Source organism: Pseudonocardia halophobica, assembly GCF_027922425.1.
GTDB classification, from domain to species: Bacteria; Actinomycetota; Actinomycetes; order Mycobacteriales; family Pseudonocardiaceae; genus Pseudonocardia; species Pseudonocardia halophobica.
Window position 1 is genome coordinate 1 of sequence record NZ_BSFQ01000206.1, and the last position, 705, is coordinate 705.

Annotated in this window: 1 protein-coding gene; it reads left to right on the forward strand. The window is 75.6% G+C overall.

Annotated elements, in window-relative coordinates; translation table 11 throughout:
• Positions 1-705: AAA family ATPase (locus PKE99_RS38175; RefSeq protein WP_271215118.1), on the forward strand; the 705-nt coding region annotated here is incomplete at both ends.

The window sequence follows — 705 nt, forward strand, 5'->3', positions numbered from 1 at the left end:
GACTCCCTGCCGGGAGAGCTGCGTCGCCAGGACGGGTCGTCGATGTTCGCGCGGCCGGGCGGGGAGCGATACAGCGCGCCCGGTCAACTTGCCGCGGAACGCCTGCTGCGGCGCACCGCCGTGCTGCGCGGCGCGGATGCGCTCGATCACGCGGAGGCCGACGCGATCGTGGCCCGGTTCGCCGAGTCCGGCCACGAGCTCGGCGCCGATCAGGCCGCCGCCGTGCGGGGCGTACTGACCTCAGGAGCGCGCGCCGAGGTCCTCGCTGCCGCGGCTGGAACCGGCAAGACCTTCACGGTCGGGGCGCTGACCGACGCCTGGACGCACTCCGGGCGCCGCGTCCTCGGCCTCGCGCCGTCCCAGGTCGCGGCGGACCTGCTCGCCGAGGAGGGGCTGACGGCGGCGAACACCGCGCGGTGGCTGTCGAACACGCCCGGGAACATGGTGCCCCGCGAGGGCGACCTGGTCGTGGTCGACGAGGCCGGGATGGCCTCGACCGGCGAGCTGGCCGAGATCACCCGTCGTTGCGACGCCGCCGGCGCCAAGCTTCTGCTGGTAGGCGATCCGCGCCAGCTCGGCGCGGTGGGACCGGGAGGGGCGCTGGCCGACGTCGGCGAGCGGGGCCTCACCTATCACCTCGGCGAGGTCCGCCGCTTCGCCGCGGACTGGGAACGCCAGGCCTCGCTGCAGCTGCGCGAGGGCCGA